Source organism: Pseudomonas sp. ADPe, assembly GCF_014843515.1.
Taxonomy (GTDB): Bacteria; Pseudomonadota; Gammaproteobacteria; order Pseudomonadales; family Pseudomonadaceae; genus Pseudomonas; species Pseudomonas citronellolis.
The window spans coordinates 2975671-3000430 of sequence record NZ_CP062122.1; the positions used below are offsets into that span (position 1 = coordinate 2975671).

Below are 24760 nucleotides of genomic sequence, written 5' to 3' on the forward strand. Positions count from 1 at the left end.
TCGCGTTATTCGCCCTACACCCAACCCACCATTGACGTAGGGCGAATAACCGTTCGCGGTTATCTGCCGTTACACCGGGCGCATGCCCGGCTTCGGGATCGAGCCCGGAGGCGCTTTGCGGCCTTGGCGTTTCTGGCAGCGATGCACGCGCGCCGTTATCATCGCGGCCAACGTCCTTGGGGGGATACCCATGCTCAACGGCCTCTGGCTCGGCTTTTTCCTGGTCGCGGCGGTCACCGCGCTGTCGCGCTGGCTGCTCGGCGGCCAGGCCGACGTGTTCGCCGCCATGGTGGAGAGCCTGTTCGCCATGGCCAAGTTGTCGGTGGAGGTCATGGTCCTGCTGTTCGGCACCCTGACGCTCTGGCTGGGCTTCCTGCGCATCGCCGAGAAGGCCGGTCTGGTGGAGCGCCTGGCCTGGCTGCTGGGCCCGCTGTTCCGCCGGCTGATGCCCGAGGTGCCGGCCGGGCACCCGGCCATCGGCCTGATCACCCTGAACTTCGCCGCCAACGGCCTGGGCCTGGACAACGCCGCCACCCCCATCGGCCTCAAGGCGATGAAGGCGCTGCAGGAACTCAACCCCAGCAGCACCACGGCGAGCAACGCGCAGATCCTCTTCCTGGTGCTCAACGCCTCGTCGCTGACGCTGCTGCCGGTGACCATCTTCATGTACCGCGCGCAACAGGGCGCGGCCGACCCCACCCTGGTGTTCCTGCCGATCCTCCTGGCCACCAGCGCCTCGACCCTGGTCGGCCTGCTCTCGGTGGCGGTCATGCAGCGCCTGCGCCTGTGGGACCCGCTGGTGCTCGCCTACCTGATCCCCGGCGCTCTCGCCCTGGGCGCCTTCATGGCGCTGCTGGCCGGGCTTTCCGCCACGGCGCTGGCGCAGCTCTCCTCGCTGCTGGGCAACCTCACCCTGTTCGGCCTGATCGTGGCGTTCCTGGTGCTCGGCTGGCTGAAGAAGGTGCCGGTGTACGAAACCTTCGTCGAAGGCGCGAAGGAAGGTTTCGACGTGGCCAAGAACCTGCTGCCCTACTTGGTGGCGATGCTCTGCGCCGTCGGCGTGCTGCGCGCCTCCGGGGCCCTGGAGCTGGTGCTCGGCGGCATCCGCTGGACGGTCGAGGGCCTGGGCTGGGACACCCGCTTCGTCGACGCCCTGCCCACTGCGCTGGTCAAGCCGTTCTCCGGCAGCGCGGCGCGCGCCATGCTGCTGGAGACCATGCAGAGCCAGGGCGTGGACAGCTTCGCCGCGCGCCTGGCGGCCACCGTGCAGGGCAGCACCGAGACCACCTTCTACGTGCTGGCGGTGTACTTCGGCTCGGTGGGCATCCAGCGCGCCCGCCACGCCGTGGGCTGCGCCCTGCTGGCGGACCTTGCCGGGGTGCTGGCGTCCATCGGCGTGTGCTACTGGTTCTTCGGCTGAAGCCCGGTCGTTTAATTAAAAAAATCGGAAAATATTTAAATATCCTTATTCTTCTGAAGTTTCTTTCAGAAACAATTAGGTAATTGGATTTTTAATTAAGGATTCGCGCCACTTAATAGGGTTAATTTTCCATAAGAACTTTCCTTTAATCGAAATTAGATTTTCCTCAAATCAAATTAAGGAAAATCGCAATGAGAGGGAAAGTGAGTTGCCTGGCGCTGTGCGCCCTGCTGGCCGGCTGCAACGGCTGGGTGAAGCCGGAAGTCGATGGCCAGCTCAATTCGCGTTATTTCACGGTGTTGTCCGGCCTGCCGGCGCCGGGGCTGATGGTGGCTTCGGCGGTGCAGTGGAACGCCGACTATGCGGTGACCGCTGCCCACGTGCCCTATCTGTCGGACCTGGCCTATTCCTGCAGCACCCGCTGCGACCTGGTGTTCATCCGCCGCAAGGCCGACGGGCCGCTGCCGCACTGGCGCGCGCCGCGCAATGGCGAGGCGGTGACGGCGCTGGGCAGCAGTACCCTGCTGCTGCCGGTGAGCTCCCGCGGGCGGGTGTGGCCGGTGCCCTACCGCAACCTCAACGAGCCCAACGAAGAGCTGTACGGCATCCATGACGCAGCCCTGGCCCAGGGGATGTCCGGCGGGCCGCTGGTGGCGGCCGACGGCAGCGTGCTGGGCATGAACATCGGCTACAAGGGCACGGCCTGGGGCGGCGTGCAGCACCCGGGGCTCAAGGGCGCCAAACGCATCAGCGTGTTCGTGCCCTACGCGGTGATCGAGCGCGAATGGAAGCTGTTCCAGGTGAAGCTGGCGCGGGAACGGGAAGCGGAAATGGGGCGCCGGTTGCAGGCGAGCAATCCCTAGGCGGGAATGACGCCTGCCATACCTGCCAATCTTTTGTGAATTTTCCGACGAGTTGTCACGAAGCTTTCACCAGCCTTTCAAACCCTTGTAATTCGGGCCTTTCAGCCATTTTTCATTTGATCTCGGGCAGTTTTTACACATAGGGTTACAAATATCTTCCCGGCCGCTGCCTGCCTGCTCGCATCCGGGAAGGGCCCCGTGATCGTCAGAATGGTGTTTCCCATGGCTTCCAAGAATTCCAAGGCCAAGGCCGTGTTCCGCGTCGTCAGCGGCAACTTCCTCGAGATGTACGACTTCATGGTGTATGGCTTCTACGCCACCGCCATCGCCAAGACCTTCTTCCCCGGCGACGACCCCTTCGCCTCGCTGATGCTGTCGCTGGCCACCTTCGGCGCCGGCTTCCTGATGCGCCCATTGGGGGCCATCTTCCTCGGCGCCTACATCGACCGCCATGGCCGCCGCCAGGGCCTGATCATCACCCTGGCGCTGATGGCCATGGGCACCCTGCTGATCGCCTTCGTCCCCGGCTATTCCACCCTCGGCGCGCTGGCGCCGCTGCTGGTGCTGCTCGGCCGCCTGCTGCAGGGCTTTTCCGCCGGTGTCGAGCTGGGCGGCGTGTCGGTGTACCTGGCGGAGATCGCCAGCCCCGGCAAGCGCGGCTTCTTCGTCAGCTGGCAGTCCGCCAGCCAGCAGGTGGCGGTGGTCTTCGCCGGGCTGCTGGGGGTCATCCTCAACCATTGGCTGAGCCCCGCGCAGATGGGCGAGTGGGGCTGGCGCGTGCCCTTCTTCGTCGGCTGCATGATCGTCCCGGCGCTGTTCGTCATCCGCCGCTCCCTGGAGGAGACCGAGGCCTTCCAGCAACGCAAGCACCACCCGCGCCTGGGCGAGGTGCTGCGCTCCATCGGGCAGAACTTCGGCCTGGTGCTGGCCGGCACCGCCATGGTGGTGATGACCACCGTGTCCTTCTACCTGATCACCGCCTACACCCCGACCTTCGGCAGGAACGAGCTGCACCTGTCGGACTTCGACGCCCTGCTGGTGACCATGTGCATCGGCCTGTCGAACTTCTTCTGGCTGCCGGTGATGGGCGCGCTGTCCGACCGCGTCGGCCGCCGCCCGCTGCTGCTCGCCGCCACCGTGCTGGCGCTGCTGACCGCCTACCCGACGCTGTCCTGGCTGGTGGCCGAGCCCAGCTTCGCCCGCCTGCTGACGGTGGAACTGTGGCTGTCGTTCCTCTACGGCAGCTACAACGGCGCCATGGTGGTGGCGCTGACCGAGGTGATGCCGGCGGACGTGCGCACCACCGGCTTCTCCCTGGCCTACAGCCTGGCCACCGCCACCTTCGGCGGCTTCACCCCGGCGGCCTGCACCTGGCTCATCCATGCCCTGGACAACAAGGCCGCTCCCGGCCTGTGGCTGAGCGGCGCGGCGTTGCTGGGCCTTGTCGCCACCCTGGTGCTGTTCCGCCGCCGCGGCCGCGCGGCCACTTCCGGCGGCGCGCTGGCCGGCGCCTGAGGGGCTGCGGCGCTTTGCCACTGGCCGCCCCCGGCCGGCCTTGACCTCGGTCAAGGGTGGCCGGGGGCGGCAGGAGAAGGATAGGTCAACGACATTTCCTTCTTCTCCTCGGAGACAACGCCATGCCCACCCCCCTGCACCAGCAAGCCGCGGCGCTCGCCGCCGGCGGCCATGACCACTGGATCGAGACGCTCGACGACGGCAGCCACGTGCTGATCCGCCCGCTGCGCGCGGAAGACCGCGAGCTGGAGCGCAACTTCCTCGAACGCCTGTCGCCGATGACGCGCAAGCTGCGTTTCCACGGCGAAGTGAAGATCAGCGACGCGCTGCTCGACAGCCTGATGGACGTGGATTACCAGGACAACATGGCATTCGTCGCCCTGGTGCACGACGAAGGCGAACTGCGCGAAATCGGCATCAGCCGCTACGCCAAGGTGGACGCGAACCAGTGCGAATGCGCCCTGACCACCGCCGACGACTGGAAGCGCCGGGGCCTGGGCAAGGCGCTGATGCGTCACCTGATCGACGTGGCGCGGCGCAACGGCTTCACCCAGATGTACAGCATCGACCAGGCCATCGACCGCGACATGCGCGACCTCGCCGTGGAACTGGGCTTCCGCGCCCAGCGCGACCCGGACGACGCCACCCGGGTGATCCGCCGCCTGGCGCTATAAGGCTCAGCGCTTGCGCCGGCGGCACCACAGCCACAGGGCCGCCGGCGGCAGCAGCACCAACAGCACCGCGCCGGCGGCCAGCGGGTAGACCATGTCGTCGTCCAGCAGCGGCTTCTCGATGCGCAGGTAGCCTTCGTCCTTGAACAGCTGGCGCGCCGTGTCGTTGGCCCGTTGCAGGCTGACCTTGGCCAGGCGCCGGTCCTCGTTGGGGAACTGGCTGCCGTCGTAGTCGCCCAGCGCACCCCAGTAGTAGTCGGCGAGGCTGGCGTTGCTCGGCGTGCTCCAGGCCAACTGCGCCCGCTGCACCCGCTGGATGCGGGCGAAGCGCTGGGCGTCCAGGCCGTGCTGGCGGATGTTCTCCACCACCTCGCGCAGGGCCTTCAGGGTGGCGTCCTCATCCTCCCGGGCGATGTCCGCGTTGAGGCTGAGGAAGCCCTGGTTGGCGTAGGAGGTGCGCTCGCTCCAGGGCCCGTAGGACAGCTCGCGATGGACCCGCAGGTCGGCATAGAGGGCGTCGCTCAGGTAGGCCTGCAGCAGGTCGAGGGCGGCGCCGTCGGCTTCGGCCGGCTCGGGGAAGATCCAGTGCACTACCGCGCCCTCGCCGAACAGGCCGCTGTCCAGCGTCCGCTGGCGCGCCGCCGGGCCCTGCATTTCCGGCAGTTCGCGGCGTTCCGGCGTAGCCCGGTCGGGCAGGCTGCCGAAGGTGTGGCTGAGGTAGGCGGGCAGGCGCGGGTCGAGGTCGCCGACCACGATCAGCGTCATGTTGGCCGGCACGTACCAGTCGCTGCGCAGCTGCTCCAGCTGGGCCTGGGTCAGGTGCGCCACCTGCGGGCGCTCGGCGCAGGCCAGGCCGAGTTCCACGGCCAGCTGTTCCTGGCCCGGGCGGCTGGTGTTCTGGTGGTCGAGGAAGCGCTGCAGGTGCGAGTAGTGGCCGCCGTCCTCGCGGATCAGCACCTGCTTGGTGGCCTCTACCTTGGCCTTGTCCAGTTGCGTGCGGGTGAGCACTTCCAGCAGCAGGTCGAGCACCTGGCGCTGGGTGGCCGCCGGCGCCTCGATGACGAAGGTGGTGTCGCCCTCGCTGGTGTAGGCGTTCCACTGGCCGCCCAGGGCCTGCATGCGCGCTTCCAGGCCGGCCTCGTCGCCGCCGTCCAGGCCGCTGAAGAACAGGTGCTCCAGCAGGTGCGGCAGTTGCCGGTCATGGCAGCTGAAGTCGGAGAAGCCGACGCCCACCACCAGGCGGATGGACACCGAGCCGCGCTGGCTGGTCGGCTTGAACAGCACGCCCATGCCGTTCTGCAACTGGTAGCCCTCCACGGTCGAGCGCGAATCGGCCAACGACCAGCCGCCGCCGAGCAGGAACAGGAGGGGGAGGAACAACCAACGCATGGGCCAAGCCTGGAAAAAAGCAAAGCCAGGAGAATAGCGGATTGCCGCCGATCCACCTACCCATGGGCGGCACCCTTGGCGACGGGCTGCGACCTGCCCCGGCCCGGTCTATCATCAGGCGTGGCGCGATGGGTGATTGATGGCCTTTCGCTAGCGGCAACGCCCTGCCGCATCGCCCAACGCGGAGGCCGCACCCATGCGCGTCCTGATCACCGGCGCGGCTGGCCACATCGGCCAGAACCTGCTCAACGAACTGGCGGTCCAGCATCGCGACTGGACGCTGGTGGCCGCCGACGTGCGCAGCCTGCCGACGCAGCACCTGCGGCCGAACATCGAGCCGGTGCAGCTGGACATCGGCCACCCCAGGCAGGTCCGCGAGTGCGTGCGGCAGTGGCGCCCGCAGGCCATCGTGCACCTGGCCTCGGTGGTCAACCCGCCGCCGCAGATGTCCGCCACCCGCCTGCACACCATCGAGGTCGGCGGCAGCCGTGCGCTGTTCGAGGCGGCGGTGGAGCACGAGGTGGGCCAACTGGTAGTGGCCAGTTCCGCCGCGGCCTACGGCTTCCACCCGGACAACGCCGAGCTGATCGACGAGAACCACCCCCTGCGCGGCCAGTCGCAGTTCCCCTACGCCCGCCACAAGCACGAGATCGAACAGCTGCTGGCCGGCCTGCGGCAGAGTTGTCCACAGCTGCGCCAACTGGTGCTGCGCCCCGGCACCATCCTCGGCCGGGGTGTGCATAACCCGGTCACCGACCTGTTCATGGGGCGTTCGGTGCTGGGGATAAGTGGCCGCTGCAGCCGCTTCGTGTTCATCTGGGACCAGGACGTGGTGAACATCATCCGCCAGGGCCTGGAGCAGGGCAGCGAAGGCATCTACAACCTGGCCGGCGACGGCGCGCTGAGCCTGCGCGAGATCGCCGGCCTGCTGCGCAAACCCTACCGCACCCTGCCGGCGCCGCTGCTGCGCGGCGCGCTGGCCATGCTGCGGCCGCTGGGCCTGGCGCCCTTCGGCCCGGAGCAGGTGGATTTCATGCGCTACCGGCCGGTGCTGGACAATGCGAGGTTGAAGCGGGAGTTCGGATATCAGCCGCGGTATTCGAGCCGGGAGGCGTTTCTGGCGTTCGTTGCGGCGCGGGGGTTGCAGGCGGGGTAGAGGGGCTTTTCGTAGGAGCGAGCTTGCTCGCGAACAGTGCCCAGCTGTGACTTCGGTGTTTTGGTTTGGCTCCGTTCCCTCTCCCCAGCCCTCTCCCTGAAGGGAGAGGGGGCTTGTCCGTGCCGAGAAGGGATTTGGTGTCAGCCGGGTACTCGGTACAAGCCGGCTAACGCCGAAATATCAGCATCTGCCCAACGGTCCCCTCTCCCTTCAGGGAGAGGGTTAGGGAGAGGGCGCTCTGAACCCCAGCACCTGCAGCTCCCAGGAAACCCCATTCGCGAGCAAGCTCGCTCCTACGAAGAGCAGCGCCCTCATTCAAGCATTGCGCCTTCCCTCCCAGAAATGCCCCGCCATCATCCTCAACCCCGCCGCCAACTCCGCCACCCGCGCCGCACTGGCCTGGCTATGGCTCGCACTGGCGGCATTGCCGTCGGCCGACTCCCGGATGGCCAGCAGGCTGCGTTCGATCTCCTCGCTGGCGCAGCCCTGTTCCTCGATGGCCCCGGCGATCTCCAGGCTCATGCGCTGGATCGCCGAGACCTGCCCGGCGATCTCCTCCAGCGCGCCGGCGGCGCGGCCGGCCTGGTCGAGGCTGGTGTGGGCCTGTTCGCAGCTGTGGCGCAGGGCCTGCACCGAGGCGCCGGCGCCGCGTTGCAGGTCGCCCACCAGCCGGTGGATATCCAATGCCGAGTCGGCTGTGCGCGAGGCCAGCGCGCGGACTTCGTCGGCCACCACGGCGAAGCCGCGCCCGGCCTCGCCGGCGCGGGCCGCCTCGATGGCGGCGTTGAGCGCCAGCAGGTTGGTCTGCCCGGCGACTTCCTGGATCACCTGCAGCATCCGCGAGATACCCTCGCTGTGCCCGTGCAACTGCTCCACCGCCTCGCTGGCGCGGCGCACCGCGTCTTCCAGTGCGGCGAGCTGGCCGCGGGTGGCCTGCACCTCGCCCTGGCCGGCCTGGGTCACCCGCTCGCTGCACTGCGCCGCCACCGCGCTGTGCTGGGCGTGGCGCGCCACTTCCTGGACACTCTGCGCCAGCTGCTGCATGGCGCTGGCCACCTGGTCGGTCTCCTGCTGCTGGCGGCGCGTGCCGGCGCTGCTGTCGGCCACGGTGCCGGCCAACTGCCCGGCGTGTTCGGCGAGCTGGCGCGAGGCCTCGGCCATGCGCCCGACCACCGCGCCGGTCTCGGCTTCGAGCATGCGCAGGGCGAAGTCCAGCTCGCCGAATTCGTCGTTGCGGCCGCTGTACAGGCGTTGGCTCAGCGGGTTGTCGGCGACCTGGCGGGCGCGCGCCAGCAGGGGCCGCAGCGGTTGCAACTGGTGCGCCAGCCAGGCGCCGGAGAGCAGCAGGGCGAGGCCGAAGGCCAAGGGTGCGGGCGCCAGATATGCCAGCAGCGCGCCCAGGGCCTGCGCCAGGCCCAGGCCTACTAGCAGCCGCGGCAGCAGGCCCAGGCGCGGCCGGCGCGGCAGCCAGCCGGCGCGCATGCGCGCGTACAGCTGCTCGGCGGCCTCGACCTCGGCGGCGCTGGCGCGGGTGCGCACCGACTGGTACTCCACCACCTTGCCGTCGTGGCAGATCGGCGTGACGAAGGCGCTCACCCAGTAGTGGTCGCCGTTCTTGCAGCGGTTCTTCACCAGGCCCATCCAGCTGCGCCCGGCCTGCAGCGTCCGCCACAGGTGGGCGAAGGCGGCCGGCGGCATGTCCGGGTGGCGCACGCGGTTGTGGTTGTGCCCCAGCAGCTCCTCGGCGCTGAAGCCGCTGATAGCCAGGAAGTCCGGGTTGACGTGGCTGACCGCGCCCTTGAGGTCGGTGGTGGAGAGGATGTTGGCGCTGGCCGGCACCTCGACCTGGCGCCCGCTGACCGGCAGGTTGAGCTTCATCGGTGGGTCTCCATGGCCGCGGGATGCAGGATGTGGGGCGGCAGCGGCGGGCTGAACAGGAAGCCCTGGGCGAAGCGGCAGCCTTCCTTGCGCAGGAATTCCAGGTGCTCGGGGTGCTCGACGCCCTCGGCCACCACCTCCAGGCCGAGGCTGCGGCCCAGGCCGATGATGGCGCGGCAGATGGCGCTCAACTCGGGATCGTCGGGGACCTTGCCGATGAAGCTGCGGTCGACCTTCAGCAGGTCCAGCGGGAAGCGCTTGAGGTAGCCCAGGGACGAGTAGCCGGTGCCGAAGTCGTCCAGCGCCAGGCGCACGCCGTGGGCGGCCAGCTCGCGCAGGCAGGAGAGGGTCTCGGCGCCGTCCTGCATCATCAGGCTCTCGGTGATCTCCAGCACCAGGCTCTGCGGCGCCAGACCGGTCTCGGCGAGGATCTGCCGCACCCGCTCGGCGAAGCCCGGCTGCTGCAGCTGGCGGATGGACAGGTTCACCGAGCAGTACAGCCAGGGTTGGCCGTCGCGCTGCCAGGCGCGGGTCTGGCGGCAGGCCTCGCGCAGCACCCAGTCGCCGACGCGGACGATCTGGCCGGATTCCTCCAGCGCCGGGATGAACTGCAGCGGGGAGACCGACTGGCCGCCGGAGCGCCAGCGCAGCAGCACTTCCACGGCGATGCGCCGCGGCGGGTCGACGTCGATGCGCAGGATCGGCTGGTAGTGCAGGCTGAATTCGCCGCGCTCCAGCGCCTGGCCCAGCGCGCTCTCCAGCTCCAGACGGCGCTGCGCGGCGGCCTGCAGCTCGCTGGAGAAGCGCGCGTACTGCGCCTTGCCGGCCTCCTTGGCGCGGTACAGGGCCAGGTCCGCGGCCTGCAGGGTGTCGATCGCCTGGCCCTCGGCGATCAGCCCGGTGATGCCGATGCTGGCGCTGACCACCAGGGTGCGGCCGTCCAGGTGCAGCGGCTGGTGCAGGCAGTCGAGCATGCGCTGGGCGACCTGCTCGGCGTCGGCCAGGTTGGCCATGTCGTCCAGCAGCACCACGAACTCGTCGCCGCCGAAGCGCGCCAGGTGGTCGCCGGGGCGCAGGCAGCGCAGCAGGCGCTGGGCCACCTCCACCAGCACGCGGTCGCCGACGGCGTGGCCGAGGCTGTCGTTGATCAGTTTGAAGCGGTCCAGGTCGATGAACAGCAGGCCGGCCTCGCGCGCGCCGGGGCGGCCCTGGCGCTGCAGGGCCTGCTGCAGCAACTCGTCCAGGCGCAGGCGGTTGGCCAGGCCGGTCAACGGGTCGTGGCGCGCGGCGTGGCTGAGCTGGTGCTCGCTGGCCTTGCGCTGGCTGATGTCGCTCTGCGAGCCGGCCATGCGCCCGTCGGTGATCACCCCGCGGGCCTGCACCCAGAGGTAGCCGCCGTCGCGCTGGCGGATGCGGTACTCGTGGTTGAGCAGGGCGGCGCTGCCGCGCAGGTGGGCGTCGATGGCCTGGCGCAGGCCGGGCAGGTCGTCGGGGTGCACGCGGGCGAACCAGCTGGCGCTGCCCTCGCCGAGGCTGTCGCGGTTCAGCCCGAGCATGCGCGCCCAGCGCTCGGAGACGTACAGCCGGTCGTTGGCCAGGTCCCAGTCCCAGATGCCGTCGTTGGCCCCGCGCAGGGCCCGGGCGAAGCGCGCCTCGCTGTCCTCCAGGGCCTGGCGCTGGGCGGCGCCGTAGGTGTCGATGGCCAGCGACATGTCGAAGAACACCCGCTTGAGCAGGCTGGCGAAGGTCTGCGCCTGCGGCGCGTCGCCGAGCAGTTCGTCGAGCATGTGCTGCAGGTACAGGCGGTAGGCGCCCAGGTACCACTTCAGCTCCACCCCCACCTGCTGGTGGACCAGGCCGATGCGCAGGCGGTCGCGCACGTAGCCGCCGTCCTGCGGGGCCTCCCAGAGCTGCTCGTAGTACTGCGCCTGGCTGCGCTTGAGGCGCTGCAGGGTGGCCGGCTCGGCGAGGATGGCCGCCAGCGGCGGGAACTGGCCGAGGTGCGCGTAGAGCTGGTCGATGAAGCGCGCGTGGCTGTCGCCGCGCTCGGCGGCGGCCTGCTGCAGGCGCTGCTCGTCGGCTGGCTGCCAGTGCAGGTAGCGCAGGCGCTGGTCGATCTCCGCCGGCGACAGGCCGATGCGGTCGAGCATGTGGTCGAGCTTCGGTCCCAGGCCCATGCTTGCCTCCTTGTTTTTCTGCGGGCATGAAAAAAGCGCCGCGCCCGTCGCACGATGAATTCGGCGACAGGCGCGGCGCTTTGTCTTGCAGGCCCTTGGCGTCCTGCCCGGCAAAGCCGGCTTCCGCGGTGGCGGAACGTTGGTCGGGGTTTTTTACACCATCGGCGGGGAGGCGGACAACTCCCGCAAAGCGGCCTCCAGGCGCAGGCGCAGTTGCCCCAGCTCGCGCGAGCGGAAGGCGTGGCGGCTGCGTTCGAGCACGCCGACGGCGTCGGCCAGCAAGGCGTGCAGGCGCGCGGTATCGCTCAGCGCGGCATCCTTGAACCAGCGGCACAGCGGGGCCTGCTCGCAGTCGCCGGGGCCGGCGAGTACCGCGCAGGGCACCTGGTAGACCGTGAGCAGGGCGCGCACCTGGCGCGCCACGCTCTCGTCCTGGGAGGTCACCAATAACTGGGCCGGAAGCCGGCTAAGGGTCATGGCGTCATGCTCGTGGATGGCAAAGGGCCATTACCCTAGCCGAACGCCATGCCCGGGCATTGACGCGGATCAGTCCCGCGGCGAGCTGCCGCATGCCGGGGGCCTCAGCCGGCCGCGCTGGAGCCTGGCGGCACGCCATGGCCCGGCGGTTGGGCGGCATCTTCCAGGGCCTGCTCGACGTAGTCGTCTTCGGCCTCCTCGCCGCTGCCGGCCTCGGGGTTGTCGAGGACGGCGTAGGCGATGGCGCAGAACAGCGAGTTCAGGCGCTTCATGTCGGCGATCAGGTCCAGGTGCAGCGAGCTGGTCTCGATGCTCTGCACCACCTGCTGGCGCAGGCGGTCGACGTGGGCGTGGGCGTAGCGGCGTTCCTGCAGGCGGAAGCGCTGCTTGGCCCGGCGCAGGCGCCGCGCGCCTTCCTGGTCGCCGTTGAGGAACACCGACAGGCTCAGGCGCAGGTTGACCAGCAGCTGGCTGTGCAGCGCGGTGATCTCGGCCAGGCCGTTGTCCGAGAACGAGCGGCTGCGCGAGGTCTTCTTGTCCTGCACGGCGCTGAGCATGTGCTCGATGATGTCGCCGGCCTGCTCCAGGTTGATGGCCAGCTCGATGACCTCGGCCCAGCGCCGGCTGTCGCGCTCGCTCAAATCCTCGCGGGGCATGCGCGCCAGGTACAGCTTGATCGCCGTGTAGAGCGCGTCGACGTCGTCGTCGAGCTTGCGGATCTCCTTGCCCAGCAGCGGGTCGCCGCCGCGGGTCACCTGCAGCAGGTTGATCAGCATCTGCTCGACGATGTCGCCCATGCGCAGCGTCTCGCGCACCGCATTGACCAGCGCCAGGCTCGGCGTGTCCAGCGCCGCCGGGTCGAGGTGGCGCGGGCGCACGCGGTCCTCGGGGGCGGCGCGGTCGGGCATGATGCGCGTGCAGAAGGCGGCCATCTGGGTGGTCAGCGGCAGGCAGGCGAGGCAGCGCACCGAGTTGTAGAGCACGTGGAAGGCGATCACCAGCTCCTGGGTGCGGAACGGCCAGCCGTCCACCCACTGCGCCAGCGGGCCGATCAGCGGCAGCACCAGCACGCAGCCGGCGACCTTGAACAGCAGGCTGCCCAGGGCCACCCGGCGGCCGGCGGCGTTCTGCGAGGTGGAACCGATCAGGGCCAGGATGCCGGTGCCCAGGTTGGCGCCCACCACCAGGCACAGCGCGACCTTCAGCGAGATCACCTTGGAGGTGGCGAGGGTCGCGGTGAGCAGCACGGCGGCCAGGCTGGAGTAGGAGATCATGGCGAACAGCGCGCCGGTCAGGGCGTCGAGCATGACGTCGCCGGTGAGGCTGGAGAACAGCACCTTCACGCCCTTGGCCTGGGTCATGGGTTCGGCGGCCTCGACGATCAGCTGCAGCGCCAGGATGATCAGGCCCAGGCCGATGAACACCCGGCCCAGCTGGCCCAGGCGCGTCTGCTTGCGGGTGAGGAAGAAGATCACCCCGAAGAAGATCAGCAGCGGCGACAGCCACGACAGGTCGAGGGTCAGCACCCGCGCCATCAGCGCCGTCCCGACGTCGGCGCCGAGCATGATCGCCAGCGCCGGGGCCAGTGCCATCAGGCCGCTGGCGACGAAGGAGGTGGCCAGCAGCGCGGTGGCGTTGCTGCTCTGCACCAATGCGGTGACGCCGATGCCGGCGGCGAAGGCCAGCGGCCGTTTCTGCACGCTGCGGCTGAGAATGCGCCGCAGGTCGCTGCCGTACACCCGGAGGATGCCGGTGCGCACGATGTGCGTGCCCCACACCAGCAAGGCGACGGCGGAAAGCAGGTTGAGCAGTGTCAGCATGGCGGCCCCCCTCGTTACTGCGTGGCCGCCCAGGCGTGACTACGCTGTGGGACGACTCTGGCCGATTTTTCTGTCATCTAATTGTCATGGTAGACCCCTGCGGTCCCTCGGGGGTTCGACAAGATGCTGATTCGTCGGGGTGTTTACCTTGAGTAAAGCCGTTGGGGCGGGGTTTTGCAGGGGGGCTCGGAAAATCGCGATCGTAGGACCTTGTCCGCGATAGCCGGAAATATCGGCGCGATTCGCGGATGAGATCCGCTCCTACGCTGCGCCACCCGCACCATTTCCCTGTAGGAGCGCGCCCTGCGCGCGAATCGCGGGCAGGGCCCGCTCCTACAAGGGGTATCCGAACCACGGTTTCTCCCGGCCACCGCCGCGGGCTAGACTGCCCCGGACACATCGCCAGCGGAAACTCCAATGCCCAAGCGCCTTCTCGCCACCCTGCGCCTGTTCCTCGCCCTCGGCCTGATCCTGGGCCTGGGCGCCTGCGCCAGCCTGTTCGGCAACGACCCGCTGAAGATCGACCTGGTGGGCCTGGAGCCCCTGGCCGGGCAGGGCATGGAAGCGCGCTTCGCGGTCAAGCTGCGGGTGCAGAACCCCAACGACCGCGACATCGACTACGACGGCGTGGCCCTGGACCTGAGCGTCAACGGCCGCCCGCTGGCCAGCGGGGTCAGCGACCAGCGCGGGCAGGTGCCGCGCTTCGGCGAGGCGCTGCTCAGCGTGCCGGTGAGCATCTCCGCTTTCCGCCTGGTGCGCCAGGCCTGGGGCCTGGGCAACGCGCCGCCGCGCCAGGGCATGCCCTACGAAATCAGCGGCAAGCTCGGCGGCGGCCTGTTCGGCACCGTGCGCTTCAGCGACAAGGGCACCCTGGAGTGGCCGGCCGGGGCGCCCTTGCCGACGCTCTAGGGCCTCCAGCCCTGGTCGAAGTAGATGCCGTGCTCGATGGACAGGGTCGGCGCCACCAGCTTGTAGCCTTCCTCGCCGCGCAGTTTGAGCAGCTTCACCCGTTCGACCTGGGGCTGGGTGAGGTCTTCCAGCTTCGCCCGGCTGGCCTTGCCCAGCAGCTCCGGGTTCTTGACCCAGTCCTGGACGTTGCGCGGGGTGATCTCGAAGGTGACCAGCCAGCCCTTTTCCACCGCCGGGCCGAAGTCGTCCTTGTCCAGCTCGGAGACATCCTTGATCTCGTTGCTGAACCCATCGCTGTAGCAGAAGCCCTTGCGTTCGGGCTGGTAGGCGGCCTTGCCGGCGTCGGTGAGGCTGTAGGTCAGGCCATCCTTGCGCAGCAGGCCGACCTTGACGAAGGCGTCGAAGACGTCGGCGTTGCTGCTGTCGGGGGTGCCGGGCGTGCCGAGGGTCAGCGGGAACTGGCCGAACATTCCGGTGGCGCAGTGCGGCTGGTCGAGTTTCAGCGTCGCCAGCTTCTTCTCGATCTCGTCGTGGGAGGGAGTACCGCCGGAGCAGCCGGCGAGCAGGGCCAGCAGGACGCCGGCCGCGGGGAGTTTGCGGAGCATGGGTTTTCCTCTTCCATGGAAAGTGAAACGGCCCCGTTCAGGGGCCGTGCGGATCATACCAGGGTCCCGGCCGTCACTGGCCGGGAATGTCCCGGCGCAGCTGCACCGGTTCGACCGGCTTGCGCCCGCGCGCCGTGCGCATGCGGATGTTCAGCGCTTCCACCGCCAGCGAGAAGGCCATGGCGAAGTAGACGTAGCCCTTGGGCACGTGGACCTCGAAGGCTTCGGCGATGAGCACGGTGCCGACCACGATGAGGAACGACAGCGCCAGCATCTTCAGCGACGGGTGCTTGTCGATGAAGTCGCTGATGGCCCCGGAGGCGAGCATCATCACCAGCACCGCGACGACGATGGCGGCGACCATCACCGGTACGTTGGAGACCATGCCCACCGCGGTGATCACCGAGTCCAGCGAGAACACGATGTCGATGATGGCGATCTGCACGATGGTGCCGAGGAAGCCGCCGAGCAGGCTCTTGGGCTGCTGCTCGGTCTCGTCCTCGCCTTCCAGGCCGTGGTAGATCTCGCTGCTGCTCTTCCACAGCAGGAACAGGCCGCCGAAGAACAGGATCAGGTCACGCCCGGAAATGCCCTGCTCGAACACCGTGAAGAGGTCGGCGGTCAGGCGCATCACCCAGGTGATCGACAGCAGCAGGAGGATGCGCGTGACCATCGCCAGGGCCAGGCCGAACAGCCGCGTGCGCGCCTGCATGGCCTTGGGCATGCGCCCCACGAGGATGGAGATCATGATGATGTTGTCGATGCCCAGGACGATCTCCAGGGCGGTCAGGGTGAGGAGCGCGACCCAGATTTCCGGGTTGGTCAGCCATTCCATTTACGGTTTACCAGTCGTCAGTCGTTGAACAGGGGGAACAGCCCCAGCAGCAGGGCGGCGGCGAGGATAGCGAGACAGACCAGCACTGCCCAGCGCAGGGTGAAGCGCTGGTGGTCGCCGAAGTCCACCTTGGCCAGCCCCACCAGCAGGTAGGTGGAGGGCACCAGCGGGCTGAGCAGGTGCACCGGCTGGCCGACGATCGAGGCGCGGGCCATTTCCACCGGGGTGATGCCGTACTGCGCGGCGGCCTGGGTCAGCACCGGCAGCACGCCGTAGTAGAAGGCGTCGTTGGACATGAAGAAGGTGAACGGCAGGCTGACCAGCGCGGTGATGGTCGCAAGATACGGCCCCAATGCCGGCGGGATCACCGCCAGCAGGCTCTTCGACATGGCCTCGACCATCCCGGTTCCGGAGAGGATGCCGGTGAACACGCCGGCGGCGAAGATCAGCGAGACCACCGCCAGCACGTTCTCGGCATGGGCGCCGATGCGCTTCTTCTGCTCCAGGATGCACGGGTAGTTGACGATCATGGCGATGCTGAAGGCGATCATGAACAGCACCGGCATCGGCAGCAGCCCGGCGATCAGCGTGCCCATCAGCACCAGCGTCAGCGCGCCGTTGAACCACAGGAGCTTCGGCCGCCGCGCCTCGGGGTACTGCGAGACGCTGACCTCGGCCGCGTCCAGGTGCTCGCCGGGCAGGTGCAACTGGCCCAGGCGCGCGCGCTCGCGCTTGCCGTAGGCCCAGGCGATGGCGAACACCGTCGCCAGGCCCGCGACCATCGCCGGGATCATCGGCACGAAGATGTCCGCCGGGTCCACGTGCAGGGCGCTGGCGGCGCGGGCTGTGGGGCCGCCCCAGGGGGTCATGTTGAGCACGCCGCTGGAGAGCATGATCAGGCAGGCCATCAGCAGCGGGCTCATGCCCAGGCGCTGGTACAGCGGCAGCACCGCGGCCACGCAGATCATGTAGGTGGTGGAGCCGTCGCCATCCAGGGAGACGATCATCGCCAGCGCGGCGGTGCCCATCGACACCTTAAGCGGGTCGCCCTTGACCAGCCGGAGGATCTTGCGCACCGCCGGGTCGAACAGCCCCGAGTCGATCATGATGGCGAAGTAGAGGATGGCGAACATCAGCATCACCCCGGTCGGCGCCAGGGTGCGGATGCCGTCGAGCATCATCGGCCCCAGGCCCGCGGCGAAGCCGCCGAGCAGGGCGAAGGCGATGGGCACCAGGATCAGCGCGATGAGCGCCGAGAGGCGCCGCGTCATGATCAGGAGCATGAAGGTCGCCACCATGGCGAAGGCGAGCAGGGTCAGCATCGGGAGGGCCTCCGTCGGGGTCAGCGCGGCGGCTGGCCGGGCAGGGACGGGGCGGGTCGGCGGTTCAAGCGTGTCATGGCATCACCCGTGTTGTTCTTGTGTGGATAACCCGCCGCCGGGCAGCGGAGGGGAGGGCGGATGCTAGGGGCTCAAGCTTTCAGCAGCCTTTCTTGGGAAAAACCGGCGATCGTCGGCGAAGGGCTGGTGTTTCTGGATGTTTCAGGGCGGGCTCTTCGTAGGATGGGTTGAGCCTTGGCGAAACCCATGCGGGCGTGGCGATGGGTATCGCTGCGCTCAACCCATCCTACGTCGGCGTTCCTCATGCCCCTGCGGGGCATTCCCCCGCCCCGTTGCGGTGCACCGCGGGAAAAACGCCGGATTCGCTTGAATCCCCCGCCCCGCCTGGGTTATCCATGCTTCGCCCTTTCGCTGAAGCCATGGATACGCCGTATGACTTTCCCAGTGCCAGCCCACCTTGCCGAAGGCGCCGACAAGCCCGCCGGCCGCATTCGCCAGAAGAACGAGGAAGTCATCCTCGCCGCCGCCGAAGAAGAGTTCGCCCGCCACGGCTTCAAGGGCACCAGCATGAACGCCATCGCCCTGCGCGCCGACCTGCCCAAGGCCAACCTGCACTACTACTTCAGCAACAAGCTGGGACTCTACACCGCAGTGCTGGGCAACATCCTCGACCTCTGGGACAGCACCTTCAACCACCTGTCCGCCGAGGACGACCCGGCCACCGCCCTGGCCGGCTACATCCGCGCCAAGATGGAGTTCTCCCGCCGCCACCCGCTGGCCTCGCGCATCTTCGCCATGGAGATCATCAGCGGCGGGCAGTGCCTGAGCAGCCACTTCAACCAGGACTACCGCGCCTGGTTCCGCGGCCGCGCCGCGGTGTTCGAGGCCTGGATCGCCGCCGGCAAGATGGACCCGGTGGACCCGGTCAACCTGATCTTCCTGCTCTGGGGCAGCACCCAGCATTACGCCGACTTCGCCACCCAGATCGCCTTCGTCACCGGGCGCAAGCGCATGTCCCGGCAGGACTTCAACGACGCCGCCGACAACCTCATCCGCATCATCCTCAAGGGCTGCGGGCTGACGCCGCCGGCCACGGCATGAGCTTCACCCTCGCCGGCCCGGCCAGCTACGCCGAGGAAATCCGCAAGAGCCGCTTCACCTGCCTGGCCGCGCCCATCGCCAGCGAGGCCGAGGCCCAGGCCTTCCTCGCCGCCCACCGCGACACCAGCGCCGGGCACAACTGCTGGGCCTGGAAGCTCGGCGCGCAATACCGCTTCAGCGACGACGGCGAACCCGGCGGCACCGCCGGGCGGCCGATGCTCGCGGCCATCGAGGGCCAGGCCATGGACCGCGTGGTGGTGCTGGTCAGCCGCTGGTTCGGCGGCATCAAGCTCGGCACCGGCGGCCTGGCCCGCGCCTACGGCGGCTGCGCGGCCAAGTGCCTGCAGGACGCCGCGCGCATCGAACTGGTGCCCAGCAGCCGCCTGGCCTTCGCCTGCGGCTTCGCCGAGCACGCGCTGCTCAAGGCGCGCATCCTCGCCCTGGGCGCCGGCATCGAGGACGAAGCCTACGGCGCCGAGGGTGTGGATATCCGCCTGAGCCTGGCCGATGCGAAGGTCGAGGAGCTGCAACGCCTGCTCGGCGACCTCAGCCGCGGCCGCATCCAGGCCACCCGCCTCGACGACTGAAGGCAATTATCCCCAGGGCTTTTCCAGCGGACGCGGGTTTTTGTCCCCGGTTCCTGTGTGGCATCCTGTGGACAAACTGTGTCCCCCCCCTTTCCAGGCCACGCCAGCCATGGCTTGCGCAGTATTGCGCAGAATTTGTGCAAACGGCGGAAAAGGCCGTTTTCGGCTATCCCCGGATAGCGTGGGCAAGGCTGTGGAAAAACTGTCGATGAAGGCCCCGGAAGCAGGCATTCCGGGGGCTGCGCGAGGCTGTACGTTTTTTGTTCTGTAGCGGGCTGAAAGCCGCGCCAATCAAGGGCTTAGGCCAGGTCTTGAAGCCTCGGAAAAGGGGCCTGGACAAGTCCGGTATAAGCCCTTGGCAAGCTGTGAATATCCTGGTGGAAAACTGTGCCATGGGCGGCACTTATGCAGGGCAGGGGAAGGAGCGGGGAGAAGCCGGTGGAATCGAGGTTTTCCACGGATGGGCGAGTGGATTGCTCACAGAGGCCGTGGACAGTGCTGTGGATATCCTCTGGGGAAAACTTCCCATGCCAGAACCGCCGCCGGCTGGCGAAAACTGTACGTTATTTGAGCAAAAATCCCCGGAATTGCTGGGCTGCAGAAAGGTATCCACAAATCGGCGAGGCAAAAAAGCGACCATGGAGGCTCCCTGTGGAAGCCTGCTGCCTGTGGACAGCGAAAAGCACTTTTCAACAGTGGATAACAGGAACGTAGGGCGAATAACCGTTCGCGGTTATTCGCCCTACGTGTGGTTTGCCTCGCTGCACAGGGCTTTCCATTCGACGCCGCTGCGCGTGGTGCGCGGCGGGGCGTCCTGGTGGTAGCGGGCGATGACCTGGGCGGCCACGGCGATGGCCACTTCCAGCGGGCGCTTGCCGGGCACCTCGGGCAGGCCGATGGGGCAGTGCAGGGATTCGATGGCGGCTGGGGAAAAGCCGCGCTGCTCCAGGCGCATGCGCAAGCGCTGGGCTTTGGTGCGCGAGCCGATCATGCCGAGGAAGCCGGCGTCGCCGCGTTTCAGTACGGCTTCGGCCAGGGCGTAATCCAGCGGGTGGTTGTGGGTCATGATCAGGTAGTAGCTGCCCGGCGCGGCCTTATCCACAGCTTCCAGCGGCTCGTCCAGCAGGCTGCAGCGCACCCCTGTGGGTAACTCGGCGGGGAATTCCGCAGCGCGGCTGTCCACCCATTCCAGGCGCAGCGGCAGCCCGGCCAGCAGCGGCGCCAGGGCGCGGCCGACATGCCCGGCGCCGAACAGCAGCACCTGCGGCCCGCGCACCGCGAAGCATTCGAACAGCAGGCTGGCGCGGCCGCCGCAGCACTGGCCCAGGCGCGCGCCGAGGGGGAAGTGCTCCAGGCTCTGCGCGTCCTTGCCGGCCAGCAGCAGCTGGCGGGCGTGCTCGGTGGCGGCCAGTTCCAGATGGCCGCCGCCGATGGTGTCGTAGCAGGCGTCGGCGGTGACCAGCATCTTGCAGCCGGCCTCGCGCGGGGTGGAGCCCTGCACGCCGATGATGGTGACCAGCACGTAGGGCTCGGCGCCGTCGCGCAGGCGGGCGATGGCGTCCATCCAGGTGGGGGTCATGGGGTGGGCTCCTGGGGTGGGTTGCTGGTGTTGGTTGGGTACTTCTGTGCTGGCGGTGAGGTGGGTTCCCTCTCCCCAGCCCTCTCCCTGAAGGGAGAGGGGGCTGCTTCGGTGTGGCGGGAAAGTAATGGCGCTGGAGATTTATCCACAGTGTCCGGCTGACTCCGTTGTTTCGCTTCACGCGAAACGGTCCCCTCTCCCTCCGGGAGAGGGCTAGGGTGAGGGCATGCCGCGTCTTCCAGCGAACCATCCACAGCCCACCCCTTCAACGCCTCGCACGCCCACAACACCCGCTCCGGCGTGGCCGGCGTATCCAGCGCCGGGCTCACCCGGTAGTCCGCCAGGCTGGCGATGGCGTCGCGCAGGGCCGACCATACCGAGATGGCCAGCATGAACGGCGGCTCGCCCACCGCCTTGGACAGGTACACGCTGTCCTCCTCGTTGGGCCGGTCGAACAGGGCCACGCGGAAGTCTTCCGGCACGTCGCTCACCGCCGGGATCTTGTAGGTCGCCGGCCCCGTGGTGAGCAGGCGGCCCTTGGCGTCCCACTTCAGTTCCTCGCTGGTCAGCCAGCCCATGCCCTGGACGAAGCCGCCCTCGATCTGGCCGATGTCGATGGCCGGGTTCAGGCTGCGGCCCACGTCGTGGAGGATGTCCACCCGCAGCAGGCGGTATTCGCCGGTCAGGCTGTCCACTTCCACCTCGGACACCGCCGCGCCGTAGGCGAAGTAGAAGAACGGCCGGCCCTGGCCGGTCTCGCGGTCGTAGTGGATCTTCGGCGTGCGGTAGAAGCCGGTGGCCGACAGCTGCACCCGCGCGAAGTAGGCGGCCTGTACCACCTCGGCGAAGTCCAGCGCCTTGTCCCGGACTTGCACCTGGCCGTGGGCGAAGCGCACTTCCTGCGGCGCCACGCCCTCGCGCGCGGCGAGGAATTCCGCCAGCCGCGCCTTCAGCGTGCGGGCCGCGTCGCGGGCGGCCATGCCGTTCAGGTCGGTGCCGCTGGAAGCCGCGGTGGGCGAGGTGTTGGGCACCTTGTCGGTGCGCGTGGCGGTGATGCTCACGCGCTCCAGCGGCACCTGGAATTCCTCAGCGACTATCTGCGCCACCTTGACGTTCAGGCCCTGGCCCATCTCGGTGCCGCCGTGGTTCAGTTGGATGCTGCCGTCGGTGTACAGGTGGATGAGCGCGCCGGCCTGGTTCAGGTGCTGGGCGGTGAAGCTGATGCCGAACTTCACCGGCGTCAGCGCCAGGCCGCGCTTCAGCACCGGGCTGCCTGCGTTATAGGCAGTGATGGCGGCGCGGCGGGCGCGATAGTCGCTGCTGGCTTCCAGGCGTTCGATCAGCTCGCCCAGCAGGTTGTGTTCCACGCGCTGGTGGTAGGGCGTGAGGTCGCGGCCGCTGCCGCCGTAGAGGTTGAGCTTGCGCACGTCCAGCGGGTCCTGGCCGACGGCGCGGGCGATGTCGTCCATGGCGCGTTCGATCAGCATCATCCCCTGGGGCCCGCCGAAGCCGCGGAAGGCGGTGTGCGAAACGATGTTGGTGAAGCTGCGGTAGCCGGCCACGGCCACGTCGGGGATGAAGTAGGCGTTGTCGGCGTGGAACATGGCGCGGTCGACGATGGCGTCGGAGAGGTCCGGCGAGTGGCCGCAGTCGCCCACCACTTCCAGTTGCGCGGCGAGCAGCCGGCCCTCGGCGTCGAAGCCCACGCGGTAGCGGTTGTGGAAGGGGTGGCGCTTGCCGGTGGCGCGCATGTCGTCGGCGCGCGGCAGGCGCAGCTTCACTGCGCGCGCGGTCTTGCGCGCCAGCAGCGCGGCCAGGCAGGCCCAGGGCGCGGCCTGGGTTTCCTTGCCGCCGAAGCCGCCGCCCATGCGCCGCACTTCCACGGTGACCTTGGCCAGGGGGATGGCCAGCACCTCGGCCACCAGCTTCTGCACCTCGCTGGGGTGCTGGCTGGAGGTGAACACGAACATGCCGCCGTCGTCCGTGGGCTGCGCCATGGACACCTGGCCTTCGAGGTAGAAGTGCTCCTGGCCGCCGACGAACTGGCTGGCCTGCAGCACGTAGGGCGAGGCGGCCAGGCCGTGCTCGGCGTCGCCGCGGCGCATGAAGTGCGGCGGGCGCACGAAGCGTTCCTCGGCCTTGGCCCGCAGCGGGTCCAGCAGCGGCTGTTCCTCGGCGTATTCCACCTTGGCCAGGCGCACGGCGCGGCGGGCTTGCAGCTGGGTTTGCGCGGCCACGGCGAACAGCGCCTGACCGTGGTACTTCACCCGTTCGCCGGCCAGCAGCGGGTCGCCGGGGAACACCGGGCCGATGTCGGTGTGGCCGGGCACGTCGTCCAGGGTCAGCACGGCGACCACGCCGGGGGCGTTGCGCACAGCCTCCAGGTCCAGCTTGTGGATAACCCCGCAGGCGATGTCCGTGAGGCCGACGGCGGCGTGCAGCAGCTCGCGCGGTTCCTTGATGTCATCGACGTAGCGCGCCGCGCCGCTGACGTGCAGCTCGGCGCTGTCGTGGGGCCGGGCCTGGCCGGCGCTGCGGGTTTCGCTGGCGCCGCCGTTGGCGGCCAGGGGAGGCAGGCTACGCATGGCGCACCTCCGCAGGGGTTGCCGTGTATTCCACTAATGCGCGTTGCAGCAGGTTCTGCGCCACCTTCAGGCGATAGGCGGCGCTGGCGCGCAGGTCGTCGATGGGCTGGAAGTCCTCGGCCAGGGCGGCCTGGGCCGCGGCCACGGCGGCGGCGTCGAACGCCCGGCCGACCAGCGCGGCCTCGCTGCGGCGGCCGCGCAGCGGGGTGGCGGCCATGCCGCCGCAGGCCAGGCGCGCCTCGCGCACCAGGCCCTGCTCGTCGAAGTCCAGGCGCAGGGCCAGGCACACGGCGGAGATGTCGTCGTCGCGGCGCTTGGAGACTTTGTCCACACGGAACAGCTGGCCTTCCCTCAACCTGGGGATAACTATCGCCTCGATGTATTCCCCCGGCTGCAGCACGGTCTGCCGGTAGCCGGTGAAGAAGCCGTCGATGGCGATTTCGCGCAGCTGTCTGGCGCGGCGTAGACGCAGGCGCGCATCCAGGGCCAGCAGCACCGGCGGCATGTCGCCGATGGGCGAGGCGTTGGCGATGTTGCCGCCGAGGCTGCCGCGCTGGCGGATCTGCAGCGAGCCCAGGCGTTCCAGCAGCTCGGGCACGCCGGGGAAGGCGCGCAGGGCCTCCAGGCAGTCGGCATAGGGCCGCGCGGCGCCGATCAGCAGGTGATCGGGGTGTTCTTCCAGGCGGCGCAGCTCGGCCACGCGCTCCAGGTGGATCAACTGCGGGAAGCGCTTCAGCGCCTGGGTCGCTTCCAGGGCCAGGTCGGTGGCGCCGGCCACCAGGCGCGCCTGTGGATAGTTCATCAACAGGGTGTCCAGTTCTTCCAGCGTGGTGGGCAGCCAGGCGTGCTGTTCGCCGTCGTCCAGGCTGGCACCGGCGGGCAGGGCGCGCAGGCGTTCGGCGGTGGCGCGTTCGGCGTCGCTGAAGCGATCCCTGTGCGTGTCGCCGGCGATGCGCCTGGCGGCTTCGAAGATCGGCCGGTAGCCGGTGCAGCGGCACAGGTTGCCGGAAAGGGCCGTCAGCGCGCTCTCGCGGTCGTGGGCGCAGGCCGCGTGGCGCCAGGCGAACAGCGACATGACGATGCCCGGGGTGCAGAAGCCGCACTGCGCGCCGTGGCAGTCGACCATGGCCTGCTGCACCGGGTGCAGGCGTTCGCCTTCGGCGAGACTTTCCACCGTCAGCAGCTGGCGCCCGTGCAGCGAGCCCAGCGGGGTGATGCAGGCGTTCACCGCGCGGTAGCGCAGGCCCTCGCCGTCGGGTTCGGCGAGCACCAGGGTGCAGGCGCCGCAGTCGCCGGAGGCGCAGCCTTCCTTGGTGCCGGTGCGCCCCAGTTGGGTGCGCAGGTAGTCGAGCAGGCTCGTTTCCGGCGCCAGGCCGTCCACCTGGCGCAGCTCGTCGTCGAGCAGGAACTGAATCATGCGTAACCTCGCTGGAGCGCGCTCGCGGCGCCTGCCGGGGGCGGGCCTGACGCGGCGGAAAAGCTGTCCATGTGGTCAGGTAATGCACGAACTCTGCCAGCCGAAAGGGCCGGCTCCATAAGCAAAGCATAGGCTTGCGGCGCTTTTTGACCAGCTGGCCAGGAAACTGCTTCGGCCCCCGCCACTGGTGAAGCCCGCCCATGCCCACAGCCCCTGGCGGCCGTGCTTACAGGCCTCAGGCGGAGCGCTGCGGTGTGAACGCTTTTCGTAGGATGGGTTGAGCTTGCGAAACCCTTGCGGTTGCGGCGATGGGTATCGCTTCGCTCAACGCCATCCTACGACGGTGCATAGGTCATGGCCCGCACCGGCATCTCCGCTGCGGCTGATGGCTTGCGGGCTGCCGTTGGTCGGGAAGATGCTCTTCGCCCAGGATGCG

The 24760-nt window shown here is 68.7% G+C and carries 19 protein-coding genes; 8 read left to right on the plus strand and 11 right to left on the minus strand.

The window, feature by feature from the left end; genetic code table 11:
• The first annotated feature begins 190 nt into the window (after positions 1-190).
• The 4 genes from IG194_RS13555 to IG194_RS13570 all read left to right on the plus strand — a co-directional run bounded on the left by IG194_RS13555 (position 191) and on the right by IG194_RS13570 (position 4472).
• Entirely contained in the window at positions 191-1420 is a 1230-nt protein-coding gene (locus tag IG194_RS13555) for a nucleoside recognition domain-containing protein (RefSeq protein WP_009614387.1), read from the plus strand.
• 191 nt (positions 1421-1611) lie between these two features.
• Positions 1612-2283 carry a S1C family serine protease gene (locus IG194_RS13560; protein ID WP_009614386.1) on the plus strand — a complete coding sequence of 224 codons (672 nt, stop codon included), beginning with the start codon at positions 1612-1614 and terminating at the stop codon, positions 2281-2283.
• 222 nt (positions 2284-2505) lie between these two features.
• Positions 2506-3798, plus strand: a complete 1293-nt coding sequence (locus IG194_RS13565) for an MFS transporter (protein WP_058487963.1) — start codon at positions 2506-2508, stop codon at positions 3796-3798.
• A 122-nt stretch (positions 3799-3920) separates the two neighbouring features.
• Positions 3921-4472 carry a GNAT family N-acetyltransferase gene (locus IG194_RS13570; protein WP_058487964.1) on the plus strand — a complete coding sequence of 184 codons (552 nt, stop codon included), beginning with the start codon at positions 3921-3923 and terminating at the stop codon, positions 4470-4472.
• A 3-nt stretch (positions 4473-4475) separates the two neighbouring features.
• On the opposite strand, the gene IG194_RS13575 is transcribed toward IG194_RS13570, so the two are convergent.
• The gene (locus IG194_RS13575) at positions 4476-5858 is read right to left on the minus strand and encodes a M16 family metallopeptidase (RefSeq protein ID WP_058487965.1); all 1383 of its coding nucleotides are present in this window, start codon (positions 5856-5858) and stop codon (positions 4476-4478) included.
• Positions 5859-6054: 196 nt separating this feature from the next.
• On the opposite strand from IG194_RS13575, the gene IG194_RS13580 reads away from it, so the two are divergent.
• Positions 6055-7014, plus strand: a complete 960-nt coding sequence (locus IG194_RS13580; RefSeq protein ID WP_058487966.1) for an NAD-dependent epimerase/dehydratase family protein — start codon at positions 6055-6057, stop codon at positions 7012-7014.
• 315 nt (positions 7015-7329) lie between these two features.
• Here the strand turns inward: IG194_RS13580 and IG194_RS13585 are convergent, their stop codons facing one another.
• The 4 genes from IG194_RS13585 to IG194_RS13600 form a co-directional block, all read right to left on the minus strand.
• Positions 7330-8892, minus strand: coding sequence for a PAS domain-containing methyl-accepting chemotaxis protein (locus IG194_RS13585; RefSeq protein ID WP_058487967.1), 1563 nt, complete (start codon positions 8890-8892; stop codon positions 7330-7332).
• Complete coding sequence (locus IG194_RS13590; protein ID WP_058487968.1) at positions 8889-11069, minus strand: putative bifunctional diguanylate cyclase/phosphodiesterase; 2181 nt, start codon at positions 11067-11069, stop codon at positions 8889-8891. The genes IG194_RS13585 and IG194_RS13590 overlap by 4 nt, the downstream gene beginning before the upstream one ends.
• A 153-nt stretch (positions 11070-11222) precedes the next feature.
• On the minus strand, positions 11223-11546 hold the full coding sequence (locus IG194_RS13595) for a hypothetical protein (protein ID WP_009614372.1): 324 nt from the start codon (positions 11544-11546) through the stop codon (positions 11223-11225).
• A gap of 104 nt (positions 11547-11650) precedes the next feature.
• Positions 11651-13366: a Na/Pi cotransporter family protein gene (locus tag IG194_RS13600; RefSeq protein WP_009614371.1), complete on the minus strand. Its 1716-nt coding sequence runs from the start codon at positions 13364-13366 to the stop codon at positions 11651-11653.
• Between the two features lie 417 nt (positions 13367-13783).
• Here IG194_RS13600 and IG194_RS13605 point away from each other — a divergent pair, with 417 nt between their 5' ends.
• A complete protein-coding gene (locus IG194_RS13605) occupies positions 13784-14275 on the plus strand; it encodes an LEA type 2 family protein (protein ID WP_043270180.1) in 492 nt (163 codons plus the stop codon).
• Here IG194_RS13605 and IG194_RS13610 read toward each other — a convergent pair.
• The 3 genes from IG194_RS13610 to IG194_RS13620 form a co-directional block, all read right to left on the minus strand.
• Positions 14272-14880: a hypothetical protein gene (locus IG194_RS13610; RefSeq protein WP_009614367.1), complete on the minus strand. Its 609-nt coding sequence runs from the start codon at positions 14878-14880 to the stop codon at positions 14272-14274. The two genes, IG194_RS13605 and IG194_RS13610, sit on opposite strands and share 4 nt — an antisense overlap.
• Positions 14881-14953: 73 nt before the next feature.
• The gene (locus IG194_RS13615; RefSeq protein WP_009614365.1) at positions 14954-15715 is read right to left on the minus strand and encodes a TerC family protein; all 762 of its coding nucleotides are present in this window, start codon (positions 15713-15715) and stop codon (positions 14954-14956) included.
• A 17-nt stretch (positions 15716-15732) separates the two neighbouring features.
• Positions 15733-17037 carry a CitMHS family transporter gene (locus IG194_RS13620; protein ID WP_009614363.1) on the minus strand — a complete coding sequence of 435 codons (1305 nt, stop codon included), beginning with the start codon at positions 17035-17037 and terminating at the stop codon, positions 15733-15735.
• A gap of 450 nt (positions 17038-17487) precedes the next feature.
• Here IG194_RS13620 and IG194_RS13625 point away from each other — a divergent pair, with 450 nt between their 5' ends.
• Both IG194_RS13625 and IG194_RS13630 read left to right on the plus strand, forming a co-directional pair.
• Positions 17488-18156 carry a TetR/AcrR family transcriptional regulator gene (locus IG194_RS13625; RefSeq protein WP_009614361.1) on the plus strand — a complete coding sequence of 223 codons (669 nt, stop codon included), beginning with the start codon at positions 17488-17490 and terminating at the stop codon, positions 18154-18156.
• Positions 18153-18743, plus strand: coding sequence for an IMPACT family protein (locus IG194_RS13630; RefSeq protein WP_009614359.1), 591 nt, complete (start codon positions 18153-18155; stop codon positions 18741-18743). Before IG194_RS13625 ends, IG194_RS13630 begins: the two co-directional genes overlap by 4 nt.
• Before the next feature lie 742 nt (positions 18744-19485).
• Here the strand turns inward: IG194_RS13630 and xdhC are convergent.
• The 3 genes from xdhC to xdhA are packed head-to-tail and all read right to left on the minus strand — an operon-like array spanning position 19486 to position 24324.
• Positions 19486-20322, minus strand: coding sequence for a xanthine dehydrogenase accessory protein XdhC (gene xdhC / locus IG194_RS13635; protein WP_058487969.1), 837 nt, complete (start codon positions 20320-20322; stop codon positions 19486-19488).
• Entirely contained in the window at positions 20319-22907 is a 2589-nt protein-coding gene (gene xdhB, locus IG194_RS13640) for a xanthine dehydrogenase molybdopterin binding subunit (RefSeq protein ID WP_064987631.1), read from the minus strand. Before xdhB ends, xdhC begins: the two co-directional genes overlap by 4 nt.
• Positions 22900-24324, minus strand: coding sequence for a xanthine dehydrogenase small subunit (xdhA, locus tag IG194_RS13645; protein WP_058487971.1), 1425 nt, complete (start codon positions 24322-24324; stop codon positions 22900-22902). Before xdhA ends, xdhB begins: the two co-directional genes overlap by 8 nt.
• Positions 24325-24760 lie beyond the last annotated feature (436 nt).

Excerpts from the sequence above, each read along its gene's own strand:
- IG194_RS13555 (WP_009614387.1), top strand. The coding sequence starts at position 191 with ATGCTCAACGGCCTCTGGCTCGGCTTTTTCCTGGTCGCGGCGGTCACC.
- IG194_RS13560 (WP_009614386.1), top strand. The coding sequence starts at position 1,612 with ATGAGAGGGAAAGTGAGTTGCCTGGCGCTGTGCGCCCTGCTGGCCGGC.
- IG194_RS13565 (WP_058487963.1), top strand. The coding sequence starts at position 2,506 with ATGGCTTCCAAGAATTCCAAGGCCAAGGCCGTGTTCCGCGTCGTCAGC.
- IG194_RS13570 (WP_058487964.1), top strand. The coding sequence starts at position 3,921 with ATGCCCACCCCCCTGCACCAGCAAGCCGCGGCGCTCGCCGCCGGCGGC.
- IG194_RS13575 (WP_058487965.1), bottom strand. The coding sequence starts at position 5,858 with ATGCGTTGGTTGTTCCTCCCCCTCCTGTTCCTGCTCGGCGGCGGCTGG.
- IG194_RS13580 (WP_058487966.1), top strand. The coding sequence starts at position 6,055 with ATGCGCGTCCTGATCACCGGCGCGGCTGGCCACATCGGCCAGAACCTG.
- IG194_RS13585 (WP_058487967.1), bottom strand. The coding sequence starts at position 8,892 with ATGAAGCTCAACCTGCCGGTCAGCGGGCGCCAGGTCGAGGTGCCGGCC.
- IG194_RS13590 (WP_058487968.1), bottom strand. The coding sequence starts at position 11,069 with ATGGGCCTGGGACCGAAGCTCGACCACATGCTCGACCGCATCGGCCTG.
- IG194_RS13595 (WP_009614372.1), bottom strand. The coding sequence starts at position 11,546 with ATGACCCTTAGCCGGCTTCCGGCCCAGTTATTGGTGACCTCCCAGGAC.
- IG194_RS13600 (WP_009614371.1), bottom strand. The coding sequence starts at position 13,366 with ATGCTGACACTGCTCAACCTGCTTTCCGCCGTCGCCTTGCTGGTGTGG.
- IG194_RS13605 (WP_043270180.1), top strand. The coding sequence starts at position 13,784 with ATGCCCAAGCGCCTTCTCGCCACCCTGCGCCTGTTCCTCGCCCTCGGC.
- IG194_RS13610 (WP_009614367.1), bottom strand. The coding sequence starts at position 14,880 with ATGCTCCGCAAACTCCCCGCGGCCGGCGTCCTGCTGGCCCTGCTCGCC.
- IG194_RS13615 (WP_009614365.1), bottom strand. The coding sequence starts at position 15,715 with ATGGAATGGCTGACCAACCCGGAAATCTGGGTCGCGCTCCTCACCCTG.
- IG194_RS13620 (WP_009614363.1), bottom strand. The coding sequence starts at position 17,037 with ATGCTGACCCTGCTCGCCTTCGCCATGGTGGCGACCTTCATGCTCCTG.
- IG194_RS13625 (WP_009614361.1), top strand. The coding sequence starts at position 17,488 with ATGACTTTCCCAGTGCCAGCCCACCTTGCCGAAGGCGCCGACAAGCCC.
- IG194_RS13630 (WP_009614359.1), top strand. The coding sequence starts at position 18,153 with ATGAGCTTCACCCTCGCCGGCCCGGCCAGCTACGCCGAGGAAATCCGC.
- xdhC (WP_058487969.1), bottom strand. The coding sequence starts at position 20,322 with ATGACCCCCACCTGGATGGACGCCATCGCCCGCCTGCGCGACGGCGCC.
- xdhB (WP_064987631.1), bottom strand. The coding sequence starts at position 22,907 with ATGCGTAGCCTGCCTCCCCTGGCCGCCAACGGCGGCGCCAGCGAAACC.
- xdhA (WP_058487971.1), bottom strand. The coding sequence starts at position 24,324 with ATGATTCAGTTCCTGCTCGACGACGAGCTGCGCCAGGTGGACGGCCTG.